The sequence below is a fragment of the Streptomyces sp. NPDC048514 genome (assembly GCF_043199955.1).
Taxonomy (GTDB): domain Bacteria; phylum Actinomycetota; class Actinomycetes; order Streptomycetales; family Streptomycetaceae; genus Streptomyces.
In genome coordinates, this window is sequence record NZ_JBICWT010000010.1 from 64,544 (window position 1) to 90,033 (window position 25,490).

General features: G+C 72.8%; 16 protein-coding genes, 1 tRNA gene and 1 pseudogene. 13 read left to right on the forward strand and 5 right to left on the reverse strand.

Annotated elements, in window-relative coordinates; genetic code table 11:
• Positions 1–1,167 carry a GDSL-type esterase/lipase family protein gene (locus ACGFT2_RS22535; RefSeq protein WP_393281137.1) on the reverse strand — a complete coding sequence of 389 codons (1,167 nt, stop codon included), beginning with the start codon at positions 1,165–1,167 and terminating at the stop codon, positions 1–3.
• Positions 1,168–1,307: 140 nt separating this feature from the next.
• Positions 1,308–1,877, reverse strand: coding sequence for a TetR/AcrR family transcriptional regulator (locus ACGFT2_RS22540; protein ID WP_393281139.1), 570 nt, complete (start codon positions 1,875–1,877; stop codon positions 1,308–1,310).
• A gap of 167 nt (positions 1,878–2,044) precedes the next feature.
• Between ACGFT2_RS22540 and proS the strand changes: the two genes are divergently transcribed.
• The 3 genes from proS (at position 2,045) to ACGFT2_RS22555 (ending at position 6,821) form a co-directional block, all read left to right on the forward strand.
• Positions 2,045–3,457 (forward strand): proline--tRNA ligase, encoded by a 1,413-nt coding sequence (gene proS / locus ACGFT2_RS22545; protein ID WP_393281140.1) that lies wholly within the window; start codon positions 2,045–2,047, stop codon positions 3,455–3,457.
• A gap of 304 nt (positions 3,458–3,761) precedes the next feature.
• Positions 3,762–4,715 (forward strand): LysR family transcriptional regulator, encoded by a 954-nt coding sequence (locus ACGFT2_RS22550; RefSeq protein ID WP_393281628.1) that lies wholly within the window; start codon positions 3,762–3,764, stop codon positions 4,713–4,715.
• A 147-nt stretch (positions 4,716–4,862) separates the two neighbouring features.
• Positions 4,863–6,821 carry a collagenase gene (locus ACGFT2_RS22555; RefSeq protein WP_393281142.1) on the forward strand — a complete coding sequence of 653 codons (1,959 nt, stop codon included), beginning with the start codon at positions 4,863–4,865 and terminating at the stop codon, positions 6,819–6,821.
• A gap of 75 nt (positions 6,822–6,896) precedes the next feature.
• Here ACGFT2_RS22555 and ACGFT2_RS22560 read toward each other — a convergent pair whose 3' ends face one another.
• The gene (locus tag ACGFT2_RS22560; RefSeq protein WP_393281143.1) at positions 6,897–8,351 is read right to left on the reverse strand and encodes a glyceraldehyde-3-phosphate dehydrogenase; all 1,455 of its coding nucleotides are present in this window, start codon (positions 8,349–8,351) and stop codon (positions 6,897–6,899) included.
• A gap of 219 nt (positions 8,352–8,570) precedes the next feature.
• On the opposite strand from ACGFT2_RS22560, the gene ACGFT2_RS22565 reads away from it, so the two are divergent.
• The 7 genes and pseudogenes from ACGFT2_RS22565 to ACGFT2_RS22595 form a co-directional block, all read left to right on the forward strand.
• Positions 8,571–9,779: a hypothetical protein gene (locus tag ACGFT2_RS22565; RefSeq protein WP_393281144.1), complete on the forward strand. Its 1,209-nt coding sequence runs from the start codon at positions 8,571–8,573 to the stop codon at positions 9,777–9,779.
• Positions 9,780–10,250: 471 nt separating this feature from the next.
• Complete coding sequence (locus tag ACGFT2_RS22570) at positions 10,251–10,571, forward strand: hypothetical protein (protein WP_393281146.1); 321 nt, start codon at positions 10,251–10,253, stop codon at positions 10,569–10,571.
• Between the two features lie 125 nt (positions 10,572–10,696).
• Positions 10,697–11,527: a PP2C family protein-serine/threonine phosphatase gene (locus ACGFT2_RS22575; RefSeq protein WP_393281148.1), complete on the forward strand. Its 831-nt coding sequence runs from the start codon at positions 10,697–10,699 to the stop codon at positions 11,525–11,527.
• Between the two features lie 210 nt (positions 11,528–11,737).
• On the forward strand, positions 11,738–12,751 hold the full coding sequence (locus ACGFT2_RS22580; RefSeq protein ID WP_393281150.1) for an MASE1 domain-containing protein: 1,014 nt from the start codon (positions 11,738–11,740) through the stop codon (positions 12,749–12,751).
• Entirely contained in the window at positions 12,730–12,873 is a 144-nt protein-coding gene (locus tag ACGFT2_RS22585; protein ID WP_393281151.1) for a hypothetical protein, read from the forward strand. The genes ACGFT2_RS22580 and ACGFT2_RS22585 overlap by 22 nt, the downstream gene beginning before the upstream one ends.
• 135 nt (positions 12,874–13,008) lie before the next feature.
• On the forward strand, positions 13,009–14,760 hold the full coding sequence (gene selA, locus ACGFT2_RS22590) for an L-seryl-tRNA(Sec) selenium transferase (RefSeq protein WP_393281152.1): 1,752 nt from the start codon (positions 13,009–13,011) through the stop codon (positions 14,758–14,760).
• Between the two features lie 9 nt (positions 14,761–14,769).
• Positions 14,770–16,509: pseudogene (locus tag ACGFT2_RS22595) on the forward strand (SelB C-terminal domain-containing protein); the annotation flags it as partial.
• 35 nt (positions 16,510–16,544) lie between these two features.
• Here ACGFT2_RS22595 and ACGFT2_RS22600 read toward each other — a convergent pair.
• Positions 16,545–16,637: transfer RNA gene (locus ACGFT2_RS22600), tRNA-Sec, on the reverse strand.
• A gap of 34 nt (positions 16,638–16,671) precedes the next feature.
• On the opposite strand from ACGFT2_RS22600, the gene selD reads away from it, so the two are divergent.
• The 3 genes from selD (at position 16,672) to ACGFT2_RS22615 (ending at position 24,877) form a co-directional block, all read left to right on the forward strand.
• Positions 16,672–17,679, forward strand: a complete 1,008-nt coding sequence (selD, locus tag ACGFT2_RS22605) for a selenide, water dikinase SelD (RefSeq protein WP_393281153.1) — start codon at positions 16,672–16,674, stop codon at positions 17,677–17,679.
• A gap of 462 nt (positions 17,680–18,141) precedes the next feature.
• The gene (locus ACGFT2_RS22610) at positions 18,142–22,404 is read left to right on the forward strand and encodes a HAMP domain-containing protein (RefSeq protein WP_393281154.1); all 4,263 of its coding nucleotides are present in this window, start codon (positions 18,142–18,144) and stop codon (positions 22,402–22,404) included.
• A gap of 49 nt (positions 22,405–22,453) precedes the next feature.
• Positions 22,454–24,877, forward strand: a complete 2,424-nt coding sequence (locus ACGFT2_RS22615; protein ID WP_393281155.1) for a SpoIIE family protein phosphatase — start codon at positions 22,454–22,456, stop codon at positions 24,875–24,877.
• Between the two features lie 13 nt (positions 24,878–24,890).
• On the opposite strand, the gene ACGFT2_RS22620 is transcribed toward ACGFT2_RS22615, so the two are convergent.
• Positions 24,891–25,340 (reverse strand): ATP-binding protein, encoded by a 450-nt coding sequence (locus ACGFT2_RS22620; RefSeq protein WP_393281157.1) that lies wholly within the window; start codon positions 25,338–25,340, stop codon positions 24,891–24,893.
• Positions 25,341–25,490 lie beyond the last annotated feature (150 nt).

A 25,490-nucleotide genomic window follows, 5' to 3' on the forward strand; every position in this document is an offset into this window, starting at 1 on the left:
TCAGGCGGCCCGGTCCGCGAAGGGGCCGCCCGCCGTGAACGCCAGTGCGGCGAACCGTTCGCCGATCCGCCGGTGCGCGGCCGCGTCCGGGTGCAGGCCGTCGGGCAGCGGCAGCTCGCCGGAGTCGGCCTCTCCGTACAGCTCACGGCCGTCCAGGTAGTGCAGTGCCGGATCGTCGGCCGCCCGCTCGCGGACGATCCGGGACAGCTCCTGCCGGATCACACCGAGGGTGAGTTTCCCGGTCGCCCGGTCCGCCGGGGCCCCGGCGGCGTGGAACCGCACCCGCCCCTCGCTCAGCGCGGAGAAGTCCGGGGCGCTGGGGCTCGGCGTGTCCTCGTGGATGGGGCACAGGATCGGGGAGACGACGAGCAGCGGTGTGCCGGGGTGGCCCTCGCGAACGGTGTCCAGGAAGCCGTGGACGGCCGGGCCGAAGGCGCGCAGCCGCATCAGATCCGTGTTGACCAGGTTGAGGCCGAGTTTGACGCTGATCAGGTCGGCGGGGGTGTCGCGCAGCGCGCGGGCGGTGAACGGATCGAGCAGGGCGCCGCCGCCCAGCCCCAGGTTGATCAGTTCCACCCCGCCGAGGGAGGCGGCCAGGGCCGGCCAGGTGGTGGCGGGGCTCGCCGCGTCGGAGCCCTGGCTGATCGAACTGCCGTGGTGCAGCCACACCTTCAGACCCCGGTCCGGTACGGGTTCCACGGGCGCGTCGGTGCGCAGCGCGACCAGTTCGGTCGTCTCGTTGTGCGGCAGCCAGATCTCCACGTCCTTGACCGCGTCGGACAGGCCGGCGAAGCGCACGGTGCCGACGGGGCCGGCCCGGCGCTCGGCGGCGCCGGTGCTCAGATCGATCGTGAGGGTGTTGCCGCCGCCGACCGTGGCGCGGCCGGCCGGACGGCCGTCCACGAGCAGGTCGTAGACGCCGTCCGGGCGAAACGGCGCGCCGACGTAGATCCGCTTCGTCGCCAGGGTGTCCAGTTCGACCGTGGTCGCCCGGGTGCGGAAGGACAGGCGTACGCCGGAGGGCTGCGACTCGGCGAGGGCCAGCTGGGGGTCGGCGCACTGGGCGCGGGCCCGGGCGGGCAGCCGGTGCGGCAGCAGTCCGTGGGCGGTGCGTTCGAGGTCGAGGGCGCCGCGGATCAGCTCGGGGGTCAGGGGCGTGGTGTGCATGTGGTGGCCGGTGTTTCCAGGAGTGGGCGGTGGGCGGTGTGGGCGGCCGGGCCGGTCGTGTCACCGCGCGTGAGCGGTGCCGGGGCCCGGGCCCGTCGCGTCACCGCGTGTGCGGGGTGAGTGGGGCCGAGTCAGCGGTGTCAGGGGGCGGGCCAGTTGCGCAGCAGGGCGTCGAGGGCGTCCAGGATGCGGGTCCACGACTCCTGCGAGTCGGGAGCACTGTGGCTGAACCCGCCGGCCGTCTCCAGGCTGACGTAGCCGTGGAAGACGCTGCCGAGGAGGCGGACCGCATGGGTCTCGGAGGGTTCGGGCAGGTCGTAGCCGCGCAGGATGGCCCGGGTCATCAGTGCGTGCCGGCCGCCGGCGCTCGCGGCCGCAGTCTGCGCGTCCATCGGGTGGCGGGCCGCCGCGTAGCGTCCCGGGTGCTCGCGGGCGTAGTCCCGGTAGACGTTCGCGAAGGCGGTGAGGGCGTCCTTGGCGGCCCGCCCCGCGAGCGCGTCGGCGGCTCGGTCGGCCAGTTCCTCGAGGGCGAGGAGGGCGATGCGCGTCTTCAGGTCCTGGGAGTTCCTCAGGTGCGAGTACAGGCTCGCCACCCTGACGTCGAACCGCCGGGCCAGTGCCGACACCGTCACCTGCTCGAAGCCGACCTCGTCGGCCAGCTCCGCGCCCGCCCGGACCAGGCGCTCGGTGGTCAGGCCTGCACGAACCATGAGTGTCCTCCCGTCGGTCACGTAGGAGTATGCATTTGCCTAAAGCCTTTAGGCAAATGGTGATGTGCTGTAGGCAGGGGCCGCGGGCGGCCTCAGGGCACCGGCCGGCGGGGTCGGGGAGGTAATCGGGTCGCGCGCGAGCCGGCCCGCGTCCTAGCCTGCGCGGCATGGCAAAAGCACCCGTTCTCACCCCCCGGGCGGACGACTTCCCGCGCTGGTACCAGGATCTGATCGGCAAGGCCGAGCTGGCCGACAACGGGCCGGTGCGCGGCACCATGGTCATCCGACCGTACGGATACGGTCTCTGGGAGCGGATGCAGCAGGAGATGGACGTCCGCATCAAGCGGGCGGGAGCCCAGAACGCCTACTTCCCGCTCTTCGTCCCGCAGTCCTACCTGACGAAGGAGGCCGAGCACGTCGAGGGCTTCGCGCCCGAGCTGGCCGTCGTCACGCACGCCGGCGGCAAGGAGCTGGAGGAGCCCGTCGTGGTGCGGCCCACCTCCGAGACGATCGTCAACGACTACTTCGCCAAATGGGTGCAGAGCTACCGCGACCTGCCCCTGCTCATCAACCAGTGGGCGAACGTGGTGCGCTGGGAACTGCGGCCGCGCGTGTTCCTCCGTACGACGGAATTCCTGTGGCAGGAGGGCCACACGGCGCACGCCACCTACGAGGAGGCCCGGGAGTACGCCGCCCACATCCACCGCGACGTGTACGCCGACTTCATGCGCGAGGTCCTCGCCATGGACGTCGTACCGGGACGCAAGACGGTCAGGGAGCGGTTCGCCGGCGCGATCAACACCCTCACCCTCGAAGGCATGATGGGTGACGGCAAGGCCCTGCAACTGGGGACCAGCCACGAGCTGGGGCAGAATTTCGCCAAGGCCTTCGACACGCGGTACCTGTCGAAGGACGGCCGTCGGGAATACGTCTGGCAGACCTCGTGGGGCTCCACCACGCGCATGATCGGCGCCCTGGTGATGATGCACGGGGACGACGACGGCCTGCGCGTGCCGCCCCGGCTGGCGCAGGTCCAGGCGGTGGTCGTCGCGGTCAAGGACGACGCGGCGGTGACGGCCGAGGTCCGCTCGATCGGCGAGCGACTGCGGGCGGCCGGCGTACGCGTCCATGTCGACGACCGCACGGACGTGCCGTACGGCCGCCGAGCGGTCGACTGGGAACTCAAGGGCGTGCCCGTACGGATCGAGGTGGGACCGCGCGATCTGGAGAACGGCACCGCGGTCCTGGTCCGGCGCATCCCCGGCAGCAAGCAGCCGGTGCCGGCCGAGGCGCTGCCCGGGCTCGTGCCCGGCGTGCTGGAGGAGGATCAGGCGCTGCTGCTGGCCCAGTCCCGCGAGCGCCGCGAGGCCCGCACCGCCGAGGTGGCCACCATCGAGGAGGCCGCGGAGGCCGCGGGCACCGGCTGGGCGCGCATCCCGTGGTCCGCGCTGGGGCCGCAGGGCGAGGCGGCCCTTGCCGAGCAAGGGGTCTCCGTGCGGTGCCTGGTCGCCGCGGACGGCTCGGTCCCGGGCGGCGACGACCAGCCGGGCAACATCGCGATCGTGGCGCGCGCCTACTGACGGGAGCGCACCGGTCCCCGCGCACGGGCGCCGTCACGGCACCGGCTACCGCGCGCGGGGCCCCTCAGAGCCACGAACAGACCACCCCGGCCCCTCGCCCGGCTCCAGCGCGCGGGCGGGGCCCCTGCCCGCTTCCCGCGGGCGCGTGCGGGACCGCGGTGCCCTGACTTGTGCGTGCGGGGGCACAATGGAACGCTTCGGTCCGCAGGTCGCGACCATGGCCGGCAACGGCTGTGAGCACCGGCTTTCCGAGTGGCTCGCGCTCTCGGCCGACCGGCCGCGGGACGGAACGGGGAGTGGACGGATGGAGCTGGAGCTTCGGCACCTGAGAGTGCTGTGCGCGATCGCCGACGCGGGCAGCGTGGGCCGCGCCGCCACCCAGCTCGGGTACTCGCAGCCCGCCGTCAGCACCCAGCTGCGCCGCATCGAGCGGCACCTGGGCGAACCGCTCTTCGAACGAGGCACGAGCGGGGTGCGCCCGACCCGCTACGGCGCCGAGGTGGTCGCCCAGGCCCGTGACGTCCTGGCCCGCGCCGACGCCATCGGTCACCGTCCGGCGGGCGAGCGGCCCCGCCGTACCCTGCGGGTGGCCGCGACCAACTCACCCATGCTCTCCGGCACCCTCTCCCGTGTCCGCACCCGGCTGCCCGAGCTGTCCCTGGCCGTCACCAGCGTCTACGCCTCCTCGCGGATCGTCGAACTGCTGGAGGAGGGCGCGGCGGACATCGCCATCGCCGCCGACTATCCCGGGATGGAGCTGCGCCATTCGAGCGCCGTGCGGCACCGCGGGATCGTCACCGAGCCGACGTTCGTCGCCCTGCCGGCCCGGCACCGGCTCCGGCAGTGCGCCCAGGTGCAGCTCGCCGACCTCGCGCAGGACGCCTGGTTCGTGACCCCGGACGACGGCGCGGGCTGGCCGGGGGTGTTCTACGACGCCTGTGCGGCGGCCGGGTTCACCCCGGTCACCGTGCACGAGTTCCTCGGTGACCAGACCCAGCTGCAGAGCATGATCGCCGACGGCCTCGGGGTGTCGCTCGTGCAGCCGACGCTGCGGCCCATGCCGCACGTCGTCGTCAAGCCCCTGGTCGGCTCACCGCTGTGGTGCCGCTACGTGCTCGCCTGGCGGCCCGACGTCGTCACGGACGACATGGCGGAGACCCTGTGCCAGTCCGCCACGGCCGCGTACCGCGACCTCGTCGCGCAGGCGCCTCACCTGCGGACGTGGGCCTCGCGGACCTGGAGCGCCGCCGGGGCGTAGCGGCACCGCGGGGGCACTCCGCGATGTTATGAGCTGACCGCGCCATGTGCTATGTCACACACCATTGTTGGGCGTGCGGCCCGCTGAGACAGTGCCTCACACGCCTCAACACCCCACAGAGGCGCATCCCTTCGTGGAGGAACCAAGATGCGCTATCGCTTCGCGCTGCCCGGGCACGGGCCCGGACGCAGAGCCGGACGTCTGGCCGGCGCCGCCGCCGTCTGCGTCACGGTGGCCGGTCTCCTGTCCGCCCCGGCAGTGGCGGCACCCCGGCCGCACTCCGGCACGGCCGTCGCCGTACCCCGCAAGGCCCCTGCCCGGCCCTCGCCCACCGGGGCGGTCACCGCCGCCACGGAACGTCCGGCGGCGCAGACCCGGCCGTCGAGTCCGGCCCAACTCCCGCCGCAGGCACCGTTGCTGTCGCCCGGTCACGACAAGGGGCGCGAGGCCCCGGCGGCCGCCTCCTGCACCCCGGCCGACTTCGGCGGCCGCACCGGTTCCGCCCTCGTCTCCTTCGTGAAGGCCTCGTCCACGGACTGCGTCAACACCCTGTTCTCGGTGACCGGCAAGGATGCCTACGACGTCTTCCGGCAGGCGCAGATGCTGACCGTCGCGAACGCGTACACGCGCTCCGCCGGGCAGTACCGCGGCGACGACTCCGGCAGCCTGGAGCAGCTGGTGCTGTTCCTGCGCGCCGGCTACTACGTGCAGTTCAACCACCCCGGTGACGTCGGTTCGTACAACTCCCGGCTCACCACGGCCGTCACCGCCGGCCTCGACACCTTCTTCGCCCGCGCCCACTCGCGCGACGTCAGCGCGGCCAACGGCCGCATCCTCGGCGAGACGGTCATCCTCACCGACAGCGCCGACCAGCAGGGCCGCTACCTCTACGTGTACCGGCGGCTGCTGAACGGCTACGACAGTTCCTACGACGCCGTCGACAGCATGATCGCGGCCGTCAACGACGTCTACACGCCCCTGTGGCGCGGCAACTGGAACCCGCAGTACGTGCAGGCGGTCGAGGCCGACCCGCGGGTCATCGACACCCTGTACGACTTCGCGCTGGCCAACACGGACCTGCTCGGTACGTCTCTGGCGTTCCTGGACTCCAATGCGGGTATGAACGTGGGCCGTTACGTCGAGCACCCGGAACTGCGCGACATCGCCGCGCCGCTCACCCGGGACCTGCTGGACGAGACGGAGATCGCCGGCCCGACGGCCGGACTCTGGGTGGCCGTGGCCACCCAGGCGAACTACTACGACGGCGCCAACTGCGCGTACTACGACGTCTGCGGCCTGCCGGACCGGCTCACCGCGGCCGTCCTGCCCACCACCCGGCACTGCGACGCGAACGTCGCCATCCGGGCCCAGGCGCTGACCGCCGCCGATCTCGACGCCACCTGCGCGAGTGTCCTGAACCAGGACGCCCACTTCCGCTCACTGGTGCGGGCCGGCGGCCCGATACCCGGCCAGTACGTCTCGTCCCTCCAGCTCGTGGTCTTCAGGAGCCGCGCCGACTACCAGACCTACGCCGGCGCGATCTGGGGCATCAGCACCGACAACGGCGGCATGACCCTGGAGGGCGACCCGACGGACCCGGCCAACCACGCCACCTCGATCATGTACCAGAAGGACTACGACGACGGCTTCACGGCCCGGATCTGGAACCTCAACCACGAGTACACGCACTTCCTGGACGCCCGCGACGACATGCAGGGCGACTTCGGCCGGCAGATCTCCGTGCCGGACGTGTGGTGGATCGAGGGCCTCGCCGAGTACGTGTCCTACGGCTACCGGAACATCGCCTACGCCCAGGCGGTCCAGGAGGCGGGCAAGCACACCTACCGGCTCAGCACCCTGTTCGAGAACACCTACGACAACAGCGACACGACCCGCGTCTACCCGTGGGGCTATCTCGCCGTGCGCTACATGATCGAGAGGCATGCCGACGACGTCCAGCGCATGCTCGCCCGCTTCCGCGTCGGTGACTACGCCGGCGGATACGCCGTCTACCACGACGGCATCGGCACCCGCTACGACGCCGACTTCGACCAGTGGCTCACGGCGTGCGCCGCGGGCGCCTGCGTCGGGCCGGCCTCGGCCTGACCGCACGCGCCGCAGTGGAACGGCCGCCGACCGGAGAACCCGGTCGGCGGCCGCACGGTCCGCTGGGCTGCGGTGTCAGACCGCCGTCACCGGGAACGTCGGGTACTCGACGCCCGAGACGTGCTGGACGACCCGGACGACCTGGCAGGAGTAGCCGAACTCGTTGTCGTACCACAGGTAGAGGATCGCGTTGTCCCCGTCGACCTTGAGGGCGCCGGCGTCGACGATCGAGGCGTGGCGCGAGCCGATGAAGTCGCTGGAGACCGCGTCGGGTGCCGTGGTGAAGTCGATCTGGCGCTTGAGCGGCGAGGTCAGCGACACCTCGCGCAGGTAGTCGTGGACCTCCGCGCGGGTGGTCCCACGGGCCAGCTGCAGGTTGAGGATCGCGATCGACACGTCCGGCACCGGCACGCGGATCGAGCTGCCGCTGATCTTCGCCTTGAGGTCGGGCAAAGCCTTGGCGACGGCGGAGGCGGCACCGGTCTCGGTGAGCACCATGTTGAGCGGCGCGGAGCGGCCGCGGCGCTCGGACTTGTGGTAGTTGTCCAGCAGGTTCTGGTCGTTGGTGAACGAGTGGACGGTCTCCACGTGGCCGCGCAGCACGCCGTACTCGTCGTCCATCGCCTTCAGCGGCGGGACGATGGCGTTGGTGGTGCACGAGGCGCAGGACAGGATCTGCTCGTCCGGCTTGATCATGTCGTGGTTGACGCCGTGGACGATGTTCGGGACGTCGCCCTTGCCCGGCGCGGTCAGCACCACCTTGTCGACGCCGGGGCGCAGGTGCTTGGACAGCCCCTCACGGTCACGCCACTTGCCGGTGTTGTCGATGAGGATGGCGTCCCGGATGCCGTACTCGGTGTAGTCCACCTGCGACGGGTCGTCGGCGTAGATCACCTTGATCTCGTTGCCGTTGGCCACGATCGTGCTGGTGTCCTCGTCCACGGTGATGGTGCCCTGGAACTGACCGTGGATGGAGTCGCGGCGCAGCAGCGAGGCACGCTTCACGAGGTCCCCGGCGGCCCCGGCCCCGCCGCCGCGGACGACGATGGCGCGCAGCCGCAGGCCGTTGCCGGAGCCGGCCTTCTCGATCAGCAGGCGGGCGACCAGCCGGCCGATCCGGCCGAAGCCGTACAGAACGACGTCGCGCGACTCGCGGCGCTCGATCCGGTCGGGGCCCGTGGCCCCGGCGACGGCCTCGGCGGTGAACTCCGCCACCGTCAGGCCGCGGTCGTCGGCCTTGTGCAGGGTGGCGAGCATGCCGAGGTCGATCTGCGAGGGCCCGAGGTCGAGGGCGGTCAGGGCCTGCAGGTACGGCATGGTCTCGGTGACCGAGAGCTCCGCACCGGCGATCTGCCGGGCGAAGCGGTGCGTCTTCAGGATGCTGACCACCGACTTGTTCACCAAGGAGCGGCTGTGCAGCAGGATGGTCACGTCCCGCTCGCGGTGCAGCTTCCCGATGAGCGGGATCATCGATTCCGCGATCTCCTCGCGGATCTTCCAGTTGGTGAACGAGTCGTCGTTGACAGTCACAGATCTATCTTTCGAGCTAGGCAGCGCTCATATGCTAACCACACCCTACTTCGATCATCCTGGTGGGTTGCCGGGGGGTGCCGGCGAGTGAGGATCCGCCCCGGCACCCGGGCGCGTCATGGCATCGGTCCCGGGGTTCGTTCCTGAATCAGGGTGGAAGTGCGGGAGAAACCCGGGTCGTGGATTGCACGCCCGCACGGGCGTGCCCAAGGTCAGGGCGTGAGCACCTCTTCCGTCCCCCGGCCCGAGCCGGCCGCCGAGTCCGGCCCGCGCCGCCGCCCGGTACTCCCGCGGATCGCCCGGCGCGGTGTCCCCGAGGGCGCGCTCCCGGCCCTCGCCCTCTTCACCGCCGTCCGGCTCACCGGCCTCCTGGCCGTGATCCTCACCAACGGCCTCAGGGGACACCCACTCGTCCGGAACCTGGCCCACTCCTGGGACTCGCGCTGGTACCTGCACATCGCCACCCACGGCTACGGCCGCCTCATCTACGTCACCCCGGACGGCGCCATCCAGACCGACTGGGCGTTCTTCCCCCTGTACCCGGCGCTCATCAGAGCGCTCACCACCGCCCTGCCGGTCACCCCGGGCCAGAGCGCGATGCTCATCGCCTGGGTCGCGGCGATCGTGGCCGCGTACGGCCTCTACGCCGTCGGCCATCAGCTGTACGGGCGCGGCGTCGCCACCGCCCTGGTCGCCCTGTGGGCCGTACTGCCCCATGCCGTCGAACTGACCATCGCCTACACGGAGTCGCTGTTCACCGCGCTCGCGGCCTGGTCCCTGTACTGCGTCCTGCGCGGCCGCTGGCTGTGGGCGGGCTGGCTGGCCGCGCTGGCGGGCCTCGGCCGCCCCAGCGGATTCGCGGTGGCGGTCGCCGTCGCCCTCGCGGCCGCCCACGAGGCGCTGCGGCAGCGCGGCCGGGTCCCGGCGAGCCTCTGGGCCGGCGCGGTACTGGCCCCGCTGGGCTGGCTCGGCTACGTGCTGTGGGTGGGCAGCCGGACCGGCGACCTGCTGGGCGGCTATCTGCGGGTGCAGAGCGCCTGGGACTCCCGCTTCGACTTCGGCGCGGGCGCGCTGCGCTTCCTGAAGGCGCTGCTCCTGCACGGTGGCGGTTTCGTCTACCCGGCCGCCCTGGTGATCGTCGCGGCGGCCGTCCTGCTGTTCGCGCTGCTGTGCCTGGAACGCGCCCCGCTGGCCCTGGTGGTGTTCGCCGGGGTGCTGATCCTGCTCGTGCTCGGCGGCTCCGGCTCCTTCTCGTCCAAGCCGCGCTTCCTGCTGCCGGCCTTCCCGCTGCTCATCCCGATGGCGCGGGCACTCGTCCGGACCTGGCGCCGGCGACCGGCCCAGGCGCTGCTCGTCACCGGTGCCCTCACCGCGGCGTCCCTGCTGTTCGGCGCCTATGTGCTGGCGGTGGCCCACTCCCCGCTGTGAGCCCCCACCGGCCGACGGCCCGGCTCTCCCGCGGCCGGAGAGGCCACAGCGAGGGTGAGACCGCCGAGCACGGCGACGAGCGGACGACACAGGCGCATGTCGGTGCCCTGCGGGGGTGGGGGAGGGGTCGGAGGACGCGGACGACGTCCGCATCCGCCATCTCACACCCGGGCGGCCCGCGACCCCACCGCCGACACGGGCGCGTCAGCCGTCCGGGGGACGCGCCGCCGACGTCGTTTCAGACGGCCGTGCGGCCGCCCGCCACGTCGAGCACGGCGCCGGAGATTCGGCTCGCGTCGCCGGATGCCGGGTAGGCGCTGGCCGTGGCCACCTCCTCGGGCCGGGCGACGCAGCCGAGCGGCGAAAAGGGCCGAAGAACTCTGAACGGACATGACGCTCCTCGGATGTGCGGGCCGCTGTGCGAAGACCGGGATTCGGGGTAGGCGGGCAAGGCCCGAGGAAAGGATCGTCATGACGACCTTCGTGATCAGCGTCCCCGGCACCTTCACCACGGCGGTGGCGGCGGAGACCCGGACACGGCTGGCCCGCGCGCTGCGGCCCGCCGATCCCCATGGCACGCGGATGGGGAACGCCGAGGACCTGGACGTGCTCAGCGTCAACGAGGACAACACCTTCACGCTGCGACTCACCGTCGAGGCGGACACCGGCCCGCACGCCGAGGAGGAGGCGCGCCGGCTCGCGGACTCCGCTCTGCGCGACGCGGGAGTGGACGAGGGCGGCGCGCCCCTGGGGCCCGCCGTGATCACCGGCATCGACTCCGAGATCCGCTGACCGGGACCGCACGGCGGCGGGGCTGCCCGCGGGGCCGAATCGGGTCAAACGGATAGGATCTAGGCATTTGCCGTATATCCAGGTGACTGGCCCGCCACGCGCCACCGCCCCACCGGAAGTGATCGATGCCCCGCAAGCGCGCCATGGACGAAGGCGACGAGCTGCTGGTCAGACTCGGCTCGCTCACCGCCCAGGCGCGCCGGCGCGCGGAGCTGCAGCGCACCCAGGTCGAGCTGGCCATCGCCCTGCAGCGGGGCATGCTGCCGCGGGACCTTCCCGCCGCCCCGGGTCTGCACCTGGCGGTGCGCTACGCGCCGGCCAACCTCGGTCTCAACGTGGGCGGCGACTGGTACGACGCCTTCACCATGCCCGACGGCCGGATCGGGCTGGCCATCGGCGACGTCCAGGGGCACAACATCGAGGCCGCCGCCTTCATGGGCCAGGTCCGCGCCGGCCTGCGCGCACTGGCCTCCGTCACCGGCGACCCCGGCGAACTCCTCGCCCGCACCAACGAGCTGCTGCTCTCCCTGGGCAGCGACCTGTTCGCCACCTGCACCTTCATGCGGCTCGACCCGGCCACCGGAGTGCTGGAGAGCGCGCGGGCCGGCCACATCCCCTCCGTGTGGGCCACCGCGGACGGGAAGTCCGGCGTCGTCGAGGACGAAGGAGGACCGCCGCTCGGCGTCGAGAAGGGCATGGCATACCCGGTGACCCGGCATCGGCTGGCCACCGGCGGCGTGTTCGTCCTGCTCACCGACGGAGTCGTGGAGGGCCCGTCGCTGGACATCGAGGACGGACTCGACCAGGTGGTACGCCTCGCGGGCGTCGCCGCCGTCGCGGGACTGGAGGCCCGTGCCCTGGCCGCCGCCGTGATCAAGGGCGCCGAAGGCATCGGGCACGAGGACGACGCCGCGGTGCTCGTCGTCGGCCTCGACGGCCCCGGCGGCCGGCTGTGAACCGGTGCTCGGCTCTTGAACCGGTGCTCGGCTCCTGAACCGGTGGTCGGCTCCTGAACCGGTGGTGGTCTTCGGTGCCGGCCGCCGGGCGGCGCCGGGCCGGTGGCCATTTCGGTGGCCGCCCGGAGCCGGCCCCGGATTCAGCCATAGGGCCGGACCGCGAGGTCTCTCGCCTCGCCGACCGTGCTCCGCCGGTGTGAGATTGCTGCTGTGGTGGGTAGTGAGAGTCTGCGCCGGCCGGGCGGTTACATCGTCCAGGTGCTGGCCGTCGCTGCCTGCTACTACGCGGCGGGCCGGCTCGGCCTGCTGCGCGAGCTGTCCGTGGACGGCGCCGTCGTCACCCCCATCTACCCGCCGACCGGCGTCGCCGTCGCCGCGCTGCTGATCCTCGGGCTGCGCTGCTGGCCCGGCATCGCGCTCGGATCCCTCCTCGTGGTGCTGTCGCTCACCAGCTTCCGCCCCGACGTGCTCGTCATCCTGTTCGGCAGCACCGCCGCACCCGTGTGCGCGGCGGTGCTGCTGCGCCGGGCCGGCTTCCGGAGCGACCTCAGCCGACTGCGGGACGGCGTCGCCCTGGTGTTCCTGGCCGCCCTGGCCGCCATGCTGATCAGCTCCACCCTCGGCGTGGGCGTCCTCGTCCTGACGGACAGGCTCGCCTGGCACAGCTTCTGGTCCGTGTGGCTGGCCTGGTGGGTCGGGGACGCGATGGGCGTGCTGATCGTCACCCCGTTGCTGCTGTTGCTGCACGAGGCCCGCTGGCCGCCGCCGCTGGGTCGCTGGAAAGAGGCGACCTCGCTTGCCGTCATCACCTGCTGCCTCGTGCCGCTGGCCGTCTACACCTCGATCAGCCTGCTCTTCCTCGTCTATCCGCTCGTCATCTGGGCCGCCCTGCGCTTCCAGCTCGTGGGCAGCGTTCTGTGCGCGCTGCTGACCTCCGTCGTGGCCACGGTCGCCGCGACCGACGGCGCCGGGTCCTTCTCCGGGCTGGGCCGGATCGAGGTCATGGTGAAACTCCAGGCCTTCAACGGCGCGCTGGCCCTCACCGCGCTGCTGCTGTCCGCCGTGATCATCGAGCAGCGCAACACCCGGAACTCGGTGGAGAAGGCCTGCCAGGAACTGGTCGAGGTGCTGGAACACCTCACCGCCGGCGATGCGCCGCCGCCCCGGGCACATCCCGACGCGGACGAAACCGACGACCGTCCGTGGCCCACGGGGACCTCGTAGGGCGTTCCGAGGGCCCCGAGGACCCGAGGACCCGAGGACCCGAGGACCCCGAGGACCCCGAGGACCCCGAGGACCCCGAGGACCCCGAGGACCCCGAGGACCCCGAGGCCCTGAGGCCCTGAGGCCCTGAGGCCCTGAGGCCCTGAGGCCCCGGGGCGCCAAGTGCGCGAACGGCGTGTCGAACGACCGGCAGGGGGCACTGGGAGACGATGGGTGCGGCCCGTACGGCACGAGCCGGACCGGAGGGACAGGGCGGCATGGACCAGCGGGTGACTCCGCGGACGGCGGGCGCGGCTGACGAGAGGACCGGGACGGCCGGCCCCGGTCCCACGGGCCCGGCGCACCCCCGGGACGACGGCACCACCCGACCGGCCGGGACGGCCGACGCGCCTCACGGAGGCGACCGGAGCGCACGACGGGCCGGGACCGCGGACGCCCCGCGCGGTGGCGAACGGAGCGAGCGGTCCGCCCAGGGTGAACGGAGCGAGCGGTCCGCCGAGGGCGCCGACGCGCGCCGCCGTATCCCGCGTACCGATGTGCTCCTGCGCGACCCCCGGCTGTCCGCGGCCGTCGAGCGGCTCGGGGTGCGCCTGGTGAAGTCCGCCGTCCGGCAGGCGCAGAACCGGGCCCGGACGGGGGACATCCGGCCCGAACAGGTGCCGGACGCGGCCCTAGCCCTGTTGCCCGGCACCGCCGGCGGCCTGCGTCCGGTGATCAACGCCACCGGAGTGCTGCTGCACACCAACCTGGGCCGGGCCCCGCTGTCCGCCGCGGCCCGGCAGGCCGTCCAGGAGGCCGCCGGCCCCACGGACGTCGAGCTGGAGCTGCCGACCGGCGTACGGGCCCGGCGGGGACGCTCCGCCCTCGCCGCACTGCACGAGCGGGTGCCGTCCGCCGGTGCGGTGCACGTCGTCAACAACGGCGCCGCCGCCCTGGTGCTGGCCGCCACCGCGCTCGCGGCGGGCAGGGAGATCGTCGTCAGCAGAGGCGAGATGGTGGAGATCGGCGACGGCTTCCGGCTGCCCGACCTGCTCGTCTCCACCGGCGCACGGCTGCGCGAGGTGGGCACGACCAACCGTACGACCGCCGCCGACTACGCCGACGTGATCGGCCCGGACACCGGGTTCGTGCTGAAGGTGCACCCGTCGAACTTCCGGATCACCGGTTTCACGAAGTCGGCCGAGGCCGCCGAACTCACCGGTCTCGGCGTCCCCGTCGTCGTCGACATCGGCTCCGGACTGCTCGCGCCGCATCCGGCCCTTCCCGCGGAACCCGACGCCGACACCCAGCTCCGCGCCGGCGCCGCGCTGGTCACCGCGAGCGGCGACAAGCTGCTCGGCGGACCCCAGTGCGGACTCCTGCTCGGCGCCCCGGACCTGGTCCGCACCCTCTCCCGGCACCCGCTGGCCCGCGCCCTGCGCGTCGACAAGCTGACCCTGGCCGCGCTCGAGGCCACGCTCACCGGGCCGCCCACCCCGACGGCCCTCGCGCTCACCGCCGACCCGGACCGCCTGCTGGCCCGCGCCGGCCGGCTCGCCACCGGCCTGGCCGCCGACGGCATCGACGTACGGGCCGTGCGCTGCACCGCCACGGTCGGCGGTGGGGGAGCACCCGGCGTCCCGCTGCCCAGCGCGGCGCTCTCGCTCCCCGAGCCGTACGCCGCCGCACTGCGCACCGGCCGGGTTCCGGTCGTCGGACGCCTGGAGACCGGCCGCTGCCTGCTGGACCTGCGGGCCGTGCCGGAGCAGGACGACGAACGACTCGGGCAGGCCGTACGGGCGGCGGCCCCGAGGGCCTCGACGCCCCCGGTGGGCTCGGCGGTCCCGGCGGACTCGACGGACTCGTCGGCCTCGTCGGACTCGACAGGCGCGAAGGGATCGGTGGACCCGGCTGACCCGCCTGACCCGCCTGACCCGCCCGACCCGGCGGACCAGCAACCTACGGCTTCGGCGCCCGACGGGCGGCCGGCCGAGGGTGCGCGGCCGGTGCGGGCCACCGAGGAAGGGTAGGTGGGTGCGATGCGGGTCCTCGCCACCGCCGGACACGTCGACCATGGCAAGTCGGCTCTGGTACGCGCCCTCACCGGCATGGAGCCCGACCGCTACGAGGAGGAGCGCCGCCGCGGCCTCACCCTCGATCTGGGCTTCGTGTGGACCGCGCTCCCGGACGGCGAACACCTCGCCTTCGTGGACGTACCCGGCCATGAACGGTTCGTCGCCACCATGCTGGCCGGTGCCGGACCCGTGCCCGCCGTACTGTTCGTGGTCGCCGCCGACCAGGGCTGGCAACCCCAGTCCCAGGAGCACCTGGCGATCCTCGACGCACTCGGCGTCCGGCACGCCGTCCTGGCGGTGACCCGCTGCGACCTCGCGGACCCCGAACCCGTGCGCGCCGACGCCGTCGAGCGCCTCGCCGGTACCTCCCTCGGCAAGGTGCCGTCGGTCGCGGTCAGCGCGGTCACCGGCGCGGGCCTGGACGAGCTGCGCGCCGAACTGGCCCGGCTGGCGGACGAGTTGCCCGTGCCCGACCCCGACGCCGACGTACGCCTGTGGCTCGACCGGGCCTTCACCGTCCACGGTCACGGCACCGTGGTGACCGGCACCCTCGGCGCGGGCACCCTGCGGGTCGGCGACCGGCTGGTCACCGGGGACGGCAAGACCGCCTTCCGGGTACGCGGGCTGCAGAGCCTGCACGAGGAGCGGACGGCCGTCAGCGGCGTGGCCCGCGTGGCCGTCAACGTGCACGGCCACGGCGACGACGGCCTGCGCCGTGGGCAGCTGCTGCTGAGCCCCGACCGCTGGCTGTCCACCGAGGTGATCGACGTCCGGGTCGCCGGCGAGCCGGTGGCCGACCTGCCCCGCTCGGTCACCCTGCACATCGGCTCCGCGGCCGTACCGGTGGCCGTCCGCCCGCTCGGCGAGGACACCGCCCGGCTCACCCTGGGCCGCGGACTGCCCCTGCGGGTCGGCGACCGCGCGGTGCTGCGGGAACCCGGCGGCAGCCGCACACCCTGCGCGGCCACCGTCCTCGACGTACGGCCACCCCGGCTGACCCGGCGCGGCGCCGGCCGGGCCCGCGCGGCCGAACTCGACGGCATGACCGGCCGTCCGGACGGCGTCGCCGAGCTGCGCCGCCGCAAGCTGGTCCGCGCCGCCGACCTGCGGGCGATGGGCGTCCCCCCGCCCACCGCACCCCTGGCGGGGGACTGGCTGGCCGACACCGCGCACTGGGAGACACTTCAGGAACGGCTGGCCACCGAGGTCGAACGGCATGCCCGCGCACACCCGCTGGAGCCCGGGCTGCCCGCCGAGGCCGCCCGCCGCCTGCTCGGCCTGCCCGACCGCGTCCTGGTCGACGCACTGGCCCGGGTGATGCCCCGACTGCGCTCCGCCCAGGGCCGGCTGTACCTCCCCGACGGCGCCCGGCGCACGCTTCCCCCGGCCGTCGGTGCGGCCGTGGAGGCCGTACGCGGCGACCTCGCCCGTACGCCGTTCCGCGCCCCCGAAGCCGGCCGGCTCTGCGAACTGGGCCTGGACCGCAAGGCGTTGGCCGCCGCGGTGGCCGCCGGGGCCCTGCTGCGCATCGCGGAGGGGATCGTGCTGCTGCCCGGCGCCGACGCCGGGGCCGCGGCCGTGCTGCGCGCCCTGCCGCAGCCGTTCACGCCGAGTGAGGCGCGGCGCGCGCTCGACACCACACGCCGGGTGGCCGTACCGCTGCTGGAGTTCCTCGACGCCCGGGGCTACACCGAGCGGATCGACGACCGGCGCCGGCGCTGCCGTGCCGGCGCGGTGAACGGAGGCGGACAGGAATCGAACCTGCCTGCCCGAGATCCTCGGGCACCTCGGTTTTGAAGACCGGGAGGGCCACCAGGCACCCACACGCCTCCACCGCACGTCAGGCTACCGCCCCAGGAGACCGGGATGACAGCGACCCGCCAAGCGTCCGTCCGACTCACGCAGTTCGCCCACGGCGGAGGCTGTGCCTGCAAGATCCCGCCGGGCGAGCTGGAGGAGGTCGTCGCGGGGCTGACCGCGTCACCGCTCGCCGGGGGCGACACCCCGCTGCTCGTCGGGCTGGCCACCGGTGACGACGCGGCCGTCGTGCTGCACCGGGGGACGGCGGTCGTCAGCACGGCCGACTTCTTCACCCCGGTCGTGGACGATCCCTACGACTGGGGCCGCATCGCCGCCGCCAACGCCCTGTCCGACGTGTACGCCATGGGCGGCCGGCCGGTGCTCGCCGTCAACCTCCTGGCCTGGCCGCGCGACCGGCTCCCGTTCGAGCTGGCCCGCGAGGTGCTGCGCGGCGGACTGGACGTCGCCACGCAGGCGGGCTGCCACGTCGGCGGCGGGCACAGCGTCGACGACCCCGAGCCCAAGTACGGCATGGCCGTCACCGGCATCGCCGATCCCGGGCGGCTGCTGCGCAACGACGCCGGCCGGCCCGGGCTGCCGCTGTCGCTGACCAAGCCGCTGGGCCTCGGCGTCCTGAACAACCGGCACAAGGTCACCGGGGAGCGCTTCGAGCAGGCCGTCGCCACGATGGCGGCCCTGAACCGGGAGGCCTGTGAAGCCGCCCTGGCCGCCGGGGCCTCGTGCGCCACCGACGTCACCGGGTTCGGCCTCCTCGGCCATCTGCACAAGCTGGCCCGTGCGTCCGGCGTCACCGCCGTGGTCGACACCGCCGCCGTGCCCTACCTGGACGGCGCCCGGGAGGCCGTGCGGGACGGCTACGTCAGCGGCGGCACCCGGCGCAACCTCGAATGGGTCGCCCCGCACACCGGCTTCGGGAACACGGACATGGACACCCGGCTGCTGCTGGCCGACGCCCAGACGTCCGGGGGACTCCTCGTCGCCGGAGAGGTGCCGGGCGCACCGGTGATCGGCCGGCTGGTACCGCGAGGAACCCATTCCGTCGTGCTGGAGTGACCCGGAGCCGCTCCGCTCGGGCCGCGCTGGAGTGCCCCGCGAGCCGATCCGCTCCGGTCGTGCCGAAGTGGCCCGCGATCCGGTCCGGCCGTGCCGAAGTGACCGGCCCCGGTGCCGATCCGCGGCATCCGCCTCGATGTGGTGGAACCCTCCCGAAACCTCCCATCTTGGCCCCCCGGCCCGGCGGTGATCGGTCGCCGACCCGCTGGCTAAACAGCCCCGTCTACCCGCCCTGTCCGAATCCATGCCGCCCCTCACCGCGTGATTCCCGCGATCGGGGAAGATTGGCCGATCGCTTTGGTCGATGCCGCGGGGGTGGGTTAGCCTGCGGCGTATTTTTCTCATCATGCAAATCCGTGAACTGCGGAAATGCACACGCCAATGGCCGGGTCAGGCCGCGTGCCCGGCCGTGGTTCCGAGCCCTCCGCACGAGGGCTCCTGGGGAGCGGAACGAGGGTGCGCATGGCCGGCAAGGCGACCGGTACGACCGACATGGTCCCGGGTGACCAGGAACTGAGAAGACTGCTCGCGGGGCTGACCGCGGTGCGCGACGGAGACTTCGGCACGCGGCTGCCGGACGACTCCACCGGCCTCATGGGCGACATCGCCACCGTCTTCAACGGCATGGTGGACCAGCTGTCCGTGTTCACCTCCGAAGTCACCCGCGTGGCCCGTGAGGTGGGCACCGAAGGCACCCTCGGCGGCCAGGCGCAGGTACCGGGCGTCTCCGGCACCTGGGCCGACCTCACCGACTCCGTCAACGCGATGGCGGGCAACCTCACCACCCAGGTCCGTGACATCGCCCAGGTCGCCACCGCCGTGGCCAAGGGCGACCTGTCCCAGAAGATCGACGTACCCGCGCGGGGCGAGATCCTGCAGCTGAAGGAGACCGTCAACACGATGGTCGACCAGCTGTCCGCGTTCGCCGACGAGGTGACCCGGGTCGCGCGCGAGGTCGGTACCGAAGGCCGGCTGGGGGGCCAGGCGCAGGTGCCCGGAGTCGCCGGTGTCTGGCGCGACCTGACGGACTCGGTCAATTTCATGGCCGGGAACCTGACCGCCCAGGTGCGCAACGTCGCCCAGGTGACGACGGCGGTGGCGCAGGGTGATCTGTCGCAGAAGATCACGGTGGACGCGCGCGGCGAGATCCTGGAGCTGAAGAGCACCATCAACACGATGGTGGACCAGCTGTCGGCGTTCGCGGACGAGGTGACCCGGGTGGCCCGCGAGGTCGGCACCGAGGGCCGGCTCGGCGGGCAGGCGGACGTCAAGGGGGTCAAGGGCACCTGGCGCGACCTGACGGACTCGGTCAACTTCATGGCCGGGAACCTGACCGCCCAGGTGCGCAACGTCGCCCAGGTGGCCACGGCGGTGGCGCAGGGTGATCTGTCGCAGAAGATCACGGTGGACGCGCGCGGCGAGATCCTGGAGCTGAAGAACACCATCAACACGATGGTGGACCAGCTGTCGGCGTTCGCCGACGAGGTCACGCGGGTGGCCCGCGAGGTCGGTACCGAAGGCCGGCTGGGGGGCCAGGCGCAGGTGCGCGGGGTCGCCGGCACCTGGAAGGACCTCACCGACAACGTCAACGTGATGGCCTCCAACCTCACCGGCCAGGTCCGCTCGATCGCCCAGGTCGCCACCGCCGTCGCCAAGGGCGACCTCTCGCAGAAGATCACCGTCGAGGCCAAGGGCGAGGTCGCCGCCCTCACCGACGTCATCAACACGATGGTCGACACGCTGTCGGCGTTCGCCGACGAGGTGACCCGGGTGGCCCGCGAGGTGGGCACCGAGGGCCGGCTGGGCGGCCAGGCGCATGTGCCCAACGTGGCCGGCACCTGGAAGGACCTGACGGACAACGTCAACTCCATGGCCAACAACCTCACCGGCCAGGTGCGCAACATCGCGCTGGTGACCACCGCCGTGGCCAAGGGCGACCTGTCCAAGAAGATCGACGTCGACGCGCGCGGCGAGATCCTCGAACTGAAGACGACCATCAACACGATGGTGGACCAGCTGTCGGCGTTCGCCGACGAGGTCACCCGCGTCGCGCGCGAGGTGGGGACCGAAGGGCGGCTCGGCGGACAGGCCGAGGTCGAGGGCGTCTCCGGCACCTGGAAGCGGCTGACCGAGAACGTCAACGAACTCGCCGGAAACCTCACCCGGCAGGTCCGCGCCATCGCCGACGTGGCCAGTGCCGTCGCCGAGGGGGATCTGACCCGGTCCATCACGGTCGACGCCTCCGGCGAGGTCGCCGACCTCAAGGACAACATCAACTCCATGGTGGAGTCCCTGCGCGAGACGACCCTGGCCAACCACGAACAGGACTGGCTCAAGACCAACCTCGCCCGCATCTCCGGCCTCATGCAGGGCCACCGGGACCTGCCGGTCGTCGCCGAACTCATCATGGACGAGCTGGCGCCCCAGGTGTCCGCGCAGTACGGCGCCTTCTACCTCGCCGAGGACGGCGACGGGGGGCCCGAGCTGCGGCTCGTCGGCTCCTACGGCCGTCCCGAGGAGGACACCCGGCCCGTCCGCATGTCCTTCGGCCGCACCCTGGTCGGCCAGGCCGCGCGCAGCCGCCGCACCATCGCCGTGGACCGGCTGCCGACCGGGTACGTCACCATCTCCTCCGGGCTCGGGCAGATCGAGCCCACCGCGCTGCTGCTGCTGCCCATCGTCTTCGAGGAACAGGTCCTCGGCGTCATCGAACTGGCCTCGGTCACCCGGTTCACCCAGATCCACCGGGACTTCCTGCAGCAGCTGGTGGACACCATCGGGGTCAACGTCAACACCATCGTGGCCAACGCCCGGACCGACGAACTGCTCCAGGAGTCGCAGCGGCTGACCAGCGAACTGCAGTCCCGCTCGGCCGAGCTGCAGGCGCGGCAGGAGGAGCTGCAGAGTTCCAACGCCGAACTGGAGGAGAAGGCCTCGCTGCTGGCCGACCAGAACCGCGACATCGAGGCGAAGAACCTGCAGATCGAGCAGGCCCGCCAGGAACTGGAGGCGCGCGCCCAGCAGTTGTCGCTCGCCTCCAAGTACAAGTCCGAGTTCCTCGCCAACATGAGCCACGAGCTTCGCACCCCGCTCAACAGCCTGCTCATCCTCGCCCAGCTGCTGGCCCAGAACCCCTCCCGCAACCTCACCCCGAAGCAGGTCGAGTACGCGGGCATCATCCACTCCGCCGGCTCCGACCTGCTCCAGCTGATCAACGACATCCTGGACCTGTCCAAGGTCGAGGCCGGCAAGATGGACGTGACGCCCGAGCGCGTCTCGCTGCGCCAGCTGATCGAGTACGTCGAGGCCACCTTCCGCCCGATGACCTCGCAGAAGAGCCTCGAGTACACCGTCGCCACGGCTCCCGGCGCCCCCGCCGACCTGCTCACCGACGACTCCCGGCTCCGCCAGATCCTGCGCAACCTGCTGTCCAACGCGGTGAAGTTCACCGAGCAGGGCGGGGTCGAACTGCGGGTGGAACCCGCCCCCGACGACGAGGTGCCCGCCGGTGTGGTGCGGGGGAGCACGATCGTCGCGTTCCGCGTGCGGGACACCGGGATCGGCATCCCCGAGCAGCAACTGGAGACCATCTTCGGCGCGTTCCAGCAGGCGGACGGGACCACGAGCCGCAAGTACGGCGGCACCGGGCTCGGGCTGTCCATCACCCGGGAGATCGCCCACCTGCTCGGCGGCGCCGTCAGCGTCGACAGCACCCCCGGCAAGGGCAGCACCTTCACCCTCTTCCTGCCCGTGGCCCGGCCGGACTTCGAAGAGGCCCTGCGCACCGGGCGTACGGTGCCGAAGCCGGCCGAGCAGCTGCCGGCGGACGGTACGACGGACCACGACCTCACGGCGGGGACATCGCTCGTCAGCGCGAAGCGGCAGCGTGCACGCCGGCTGCTGGTCGTCGAGGAACGCCCGCGGGGTCTGCTGACGCTGGTCGCCGAGAGCGTGGTCGGGGACCTCGCCCACGGCCCGGCGGACGAGAGCGGTCTGCCCGTCGACATCATCACCGCGGTCGGCGCCCAGGAGGCGGCGGGTGCCCTCGCCGCCGAGCCCTGCCACTGCGTCGTGGTCGAACTGGGCATGCCGGACGGCGAGTCCGCCCGCTTCCTCGACGCCCTGCGCGGGGACTCCGCCCTGGCGAGCGTCCCCGTGCTGGTGCACAGCTCGCACCGCACCGAGCGGACCGCCGAGGGGACCGACGGACCGCTGGAGTACCTGTTCAGCCTCGACGAGCTGCGCGAGCGGATCGCGCTGCATCTGTCCGCCGAGGAACCCGGCGAGGTGCTCACCCTGGTCCGCAGCGACGAACCGCAGATCACCGCCCCGCATCTGATCGACGACCACACCCGGGGCCGTACCGTCCTGGTCGTCGACGACGACGCCCGCAACCTGTTCGCGCTCAGCGGCATCCTGGAACTGCACGGTTTCCGCGTCCTGCACGCGGAGAACGGCCGCAAGGGCATCGAGACGCTGATGAACAACCGGGACGTCGAACTCGTTCTGATGGACGTGATGATGCCCGAGATGGACGGATACACGGCCACCGCGGAGATCCGCAGGATGCCGCAGTACGCCGACCTGCCGGTCATCGCCGTGACCGCCAAGGCCATGCAGGGCGACCGGGAGAAGAGCCTCGCCTCCGGCGCCAGCGACTACGTGACGAAACCGGTGGACACCCATGACCTCATCGCCTGCGTCCGGCGCTGGCTCCCCGCATGAGGACAGCACGGTGCGGCCGCCCGCTCGCCGGACTAGGAGCGCGGACCCGGTGAGCACCCACGAACCCCCCGCCGTACCGGACACGGCCGGCCTCGTCCCGCTCCGGCTGCCCGACACGGAGGCGGCGTCGACCGACGTGCCGGCCGCCTCGCCGGTCGGCCGGCTCGCCGCCACCGTCGAGCGGCTGCGCCGCGAGGTACGGGCGGCGCAGGCCGAGGCCGAGGGCCGGGCGCTGATGGAACTGGCCAAGGGCATCCTCGTCGAGCGCCTCGGCTGCGGTCCGGCGCAGGCCGCGCGTCAGCTCGCCGAACTGACCGAGCAGGCGCAGACGACCCCGCTGGAGCTGGCGGTGGACGTCATCAACCAGGCGGCCCGGGACCGGGTCTCGGAGGTCACCGAGGCGTTCCTGTCGGTCACCGCGAACCCGTCCGGGGCCGTCGAGGAGTCCGCCGCCGTACGGCTGCGCGCCGCCGAGAGCGGGGTACTCGCCGCGCACGACGCCCAGGCGATGGCGGACTCGCTGCTGGAACACGCCCTGCGGCCGCTGGGCGCCGTGGCCGTGGCGATCTGGGCCGTCGGTTCGGACGGTTCGCTGACCCTCGCGGGCAGCGCCGGCTTCCCGGCCGGCGAGGCGGCCCGCTGGCGGTACGTCCCGCCCGACGTGGTCACGGTCGCCCGGCGCGGCCTGACCGAGCCCGACGGGCAGTGGCTGCCCTCGCTCGCCGCCTCCGGACTGCCCACGCTGGGCCGCCGGGAGTACGCCGACGGCGCCCGCTTCGCTCTGCCGGCGGGCGCGGGCGGCCGGATCCACGGTGTCCTGGAGATCGCCTGGCCCAGGCCCGAGGGCCCGCTGCCGCGTCCGGTGATCCGGCAGGCGGAAGCCCTCGCCGAGCTGTGCGCGCACACCCTGGAGTCCTTCACGCCACAGCCCGGCGCGGGACAGGAACCCCGCGTGCTGCCCGATGTGGTGGAGCTGATGGACCTGGCGGACGGGCTGCACGACCCGGCCCTGGTACTGGTGCCGCACCTCGACGGCACCGGCCGGCTCGTCGACTTCCGCATCCAGCACGTCAACGGCCGCTTCCTCGATCCGGCGGGCCGGTCACGAGCCGTCGTCAACGGTGCCCTGCTGCTGGAGGCCTATCCGATGGCGGCCGGCGCCAGCGAGCTGTTCCAGCGCGTGGAGCGCGTCTACGCCACGGGTGAGCCGTTCCGCGCCCGCCGGATGCGGCTGACCGCCCTGGTAGACGAGGTGCCGCTGTCCGCCGTCGCGGACATCAGCATCAGCCGTCACGGCTCCAGCGTGCTGCTGATCTGGCGCATCGAGGACGAGACGGCCCGGCTGGCCAGCCTGCTCCAGCACGCCCAGCGGCTCGGCCGTATCGGCGGCTTCGAGGAGAACCTGCTCACCGGCGAGATCACCTGGAACGGCCAGCTGTTCCACCTCTACGGCCGCCCGGCCACCAGCCCTCCGGTGGCCCTGGAGGAGCTGGCCGCGCACGCGCATCCCGACGACGCCGTGTCCATCGGCCGTTTCCTGCGCACGCTGCTGCACCACCACAGGCCCGCGTCCGCCGCGTTCCGGCTGCAGCGCCCGGACGGCGTGACCCGGCACATGCGGGTGGTCGCCGAACCGGTCCTCGACACCGTGGGTCAGCTCTTCGGCGTCCGCGGCGCCTACCAGGACATCTCCGCCCAGCACTGGACCGAGGTCGCCCTCGCCGCCACCCGCGACCAGCTCGCCCACACCGAGCAGCAGGCCGACGAGCGCAACCGGCTGGCCCTGCAGCTGCAGCACGCCATCATGCCGCCCACCCAGGCCCCGCTGAAGGTGCCCGACCTGCAGGTGGCGGTGCGCTACCGGCCGGCGGAGACCCGGCAACTGGTCGGCGGCGACTGGTACGACGCCGTCGTGCTTCCTTCGGGGCTGGTCCTGCTGTGCGTCGGCGACGTCGCCGGGCACGGGATCGAGGCCGCCACCAGCATGGTCGTCCTGCGCAACGCGCTGCGCGGCCTGGCGGTGACCGGGGCGGGCCCGGCGCAGCTGCTGGCGTGGCTGAACATCGTCGCCCACCATCTGACCGGCGCCGTCACCGCGACCGCCGTCTGCGGGCTGTACGACGGCGAGCGGCGGACCCTGCGCTGGGCCCGGGCGGGCCATCTCCCGCCGGTCCTGGTGCGGGAGGCGGAGGCCACCGCGCTGCCCACACTCAAGGGTCTGCTGCTCGGTGCCCTGCCGGAGGCGGTGTACCAGGAGACGGAGGTGCAACTCGCCGCCGGTGACACCCTGTTGATGTACACCGACGGTCTGATCGAGCGCCGGGACCGCTCGGTGGAGGAGTCCCTGTCCCATCTGCTGGAGACGGCGCGCTCGGCGCCGGCGACCCTGGACCAGAAGCTGGACCGGCTGCTCACCTACAGCAGGTCGGACACCGACGACGACACCTGCATCGTGGGCATCCGGGTCGGCTGAGCCGGCGAGGTGCTCACCCGGCCTGTTCGCCGGTGAGCGGCACGGTGGCGGTGACCCTCTTGCCGTGGGACAGCGGGGTCACCTCCAGGCCGCTGGAGAGCATCGTCACCAGGTGCAGTCCGTGGCCGCCGACCCGCCGCGGGTCGGGAGGGCGCTGCCGGGGCTGTTCGGCGGAGGTGTCGGTCACGGTGATGCGCACGAGGGAGGCGTCGGGCGGCACCTCCAGCCGCAGGGCGCACGGCCCGGGGGCGTGCTTGATGGCGTTGGTGACCAGCTCGCTGACGACCAGCTGGGCATCCTGCACCGAGCGCCGGTCCGGTGCGGGTCGCACCCGGGACAGGAGCGACGCCACGGCGTCTCTCGCGTCGGCGATGCCGGTGACGCCGCTGTCCCAGGTGCGGCTGCACCGCAGGAGTGCGGGGCGGTCCTGCGTCGTCGTGTGCGTCCTGAACGGGATGTCCATACCTCGTTTGCCCTTTTCCTCCGGGGTCGGGGTCCCTTCCTGTCCACACGGGGTCCTTGCCGTCTTGCTTCGGCTACCCGCGGAACCGTCGATCAAGGGGACGTCCGCCGGGAATCCTCCGGTTGCACACGATCCCGTGATGAGAGGTGG

What these genes read in the sequence shown, in the direction of transcription:
- ACGFT2_RS22555 (WP_393281142.1), top strand. Translation starts at nt 4,863, where the DNA reads ATGCGCTATCGCTTCGCGCTGCCCGGGCACGGGCCCGGACGCAGAGCC.
- proS (WP_393281140.1), top strand. Translation starts at nt 2,045, where the DNA reads ATGGCAAAAGCACCCGTTCTCACCCCCCGGGCGGACGACTTCCCGCGC.
- ACGFT2_RS22550 (WP_393281628.1), top strand. Translation starts at nt 3,762, where the DNA reads ATGGAGCTGGAGCTTCGGCACCTGAGAGTGCTGTGCGCGATCGCCGAC.
- ACGFT2_RS22570 (WP_393281146.1), top strand. Translation starts at nt 10,251, where the DNA reads ATGACGACCTTCGTGATCAGCGTCCCCGGCACCTTCACCACGGCGGTG.
- ACGFT2_RS22620 (WP_393281157.1), bottom strand. Translation starts at nt 25,340, where the DNA reads ATGGACATCCCGTTCAGGACGCACACGACGACGCAGGACCGCCCCGCA.
- ACGFT2_RS22535 (WP_393281137.1), bottom strand. Translation starts at nt 1,167, where the DNA reads ATGCACACCACGCCCCTGACCCCCGAGCTGATCCGCGGCGCCCTCGAC.
- selA (WP_393281152.1), top strand. Translation starts at nt 13,009, where the DNA reads ATGGACCAGCGGGTGACTCCGCGGACGGCGGGCGCGGCTGACGAGAGG.
- ACGFT2_RS22610 (WP_393281154.1), top strand. Translation starts at nt 18,142, where the DNA reads ATGGCCGGCAAGGCGACCGGTACGACCGACATGGTCCCGGGTGACCAG.
- ACGFT2_RS22540 (WP_393281139.1), bottom strand. Translation starts at nt 1,877, where the DNA reads ATGGTTCGTGCAGGCCTGACCACCGAGCGCCTGGTCCGGGCGGGCGCG.
- selD (WP_393281153.1), top strand. Translation starts at nt 16,672, where the DNA reads ATGACAGCGACCCGCCAAGCGTCCGTCCGACTCACGCAGTTCGCCCAC.
- ACGFT2_RS22575 (WP_393281148.1), top strand. Translation starts at nt 10,697, where the DNA reads ATGCCCCGCAAGCGCGCCATGGACGAAGGCGACGAGCTGCTGGTCAGA.